This window comes from Mycobacterium interjectum, from assembly GCF_900078675.2.
Classification (GTDB): Bacteria; Actinomycetota; Actinomycetes; order Mycobacteriales; family Mycobacteriaceae; genus Mycobacterium; species Mycobacterium interjectum.
The window spans coordinates 407941-408904 of sequence record NZ_LT546236.1 but is presented as its reverse complement, the minus strand read 5'-3'; the positions used below and the strand labels follow the sequence as shown (position 1 = coordinate 408904).

The window sequence follows — 964 nt, the reverse complement described above, 5'->3', positions numbered from 1 at the left end:
GGCCGACCTGGTCGCCGCCCGGCGCGTCGCGTCCATCCTGGTCGAACGCATCGACGGCACGCCGGCGCTGCAGCCGCACGCCGGGCCCGGCCGGGTGGCGGATGCCTTGCACGAGGCCGGATTCGCGCGGACCCCACGCGGAATGCGGCTGCGATGACCCCCGACAAATAATGCCCGAGGGCGACACCGTCTGGCATACCGCGGCCATGCTGCGCGAGCACCTGGCCGGTCGCACGCTGACGCGTTGCGATGTCCGGGTGCCGCGGTTCGCCACCGTCGAGTTGACCGGACAGGTCGTCGACGAGGTGGCAAGCCGCGGCAAGCACTTGTTCATCCGGGTCGGGCGGTCCAGCATTCACTCGCATCTGAAGATGGACGGCAGCTGGCGAGTCGGCAACCGGCCGGTGCGGGTNGCGCATCCTGCGGCGCCGCTCGCTGGCGGCGCTGCGCGCGCAGGTCGAGCCGGTGAGCACCGCCGCCTACGGGCGATTCCTGCCGGCCTGGCACCACGTGTCGTCGCCGCAGTCGGGCATCGACGGGCTGGTCTCGGTGATCGATCAGCTGGCCGGTGTGAGGGTGCCGGCTTCGGCGCTGGAACCGCTGATCCTGGCGCCCCGCATCCGGGACTACTCCCCCGCGCTGCTCGACGAACTGCTCGCCACCGGCGAGGTCACCTGGTCGGGCGCCGGGTCGATCTCGGGCAGCGACGGCTGGATCGCGCTGCACGCCAGCGATTCCGCGCCTCTGACGCTGTCCGCGCCCGCCCCGCTCGATCTCACCGAAGCCCACCGCGCGATCCTGGACGCGCTGGCCGGCGGCGGCGCGTACTTCTTCCGCCAGCTCGCCGAGGCCGGGATTCCCGACCCCGCGCTCAAAGAGGCGCTGTGGGAATTGATCTGGGCCGGCCGGGTCACCGGCGACACGTTCGCGCCGGTCCGCGCCGTCCTGGGCGGCGCGGGAGCCC

General features: G+C 73.0%; 1 protein-coding gene and 2 pseudogenes. All 3 read left to right on the top strand.

Annotation, left to right across the window (positions count from 1 at the left end; translation table 11 throughout):
* On the top strand, positions 1–157 hold a 157-nt coding region (locus tag BN4348_RS62635; RefSeq protein WP_160040268.1), incomplete at its 5' end, for a hypothetical protein.
* A gap of 13 nt (positions 158–170) precedes the next feature.
* A pseudogene (locus BN4348_RS31785) lies at positions 171–425 on the top strand (DNA-formamidopyrimidine glycosylase family protein); the annotation flags it as partial.
* Positions 412–964 (top strand): annotated as a pseudogene (locus tag BN4348_RS31780) (Lhr family ATP-dependent helicase); the annotation flags it as partial. The pseudogenes BN4348_RS31785 and BN4348_RS31780, both read left to right, overlap by 14 nt.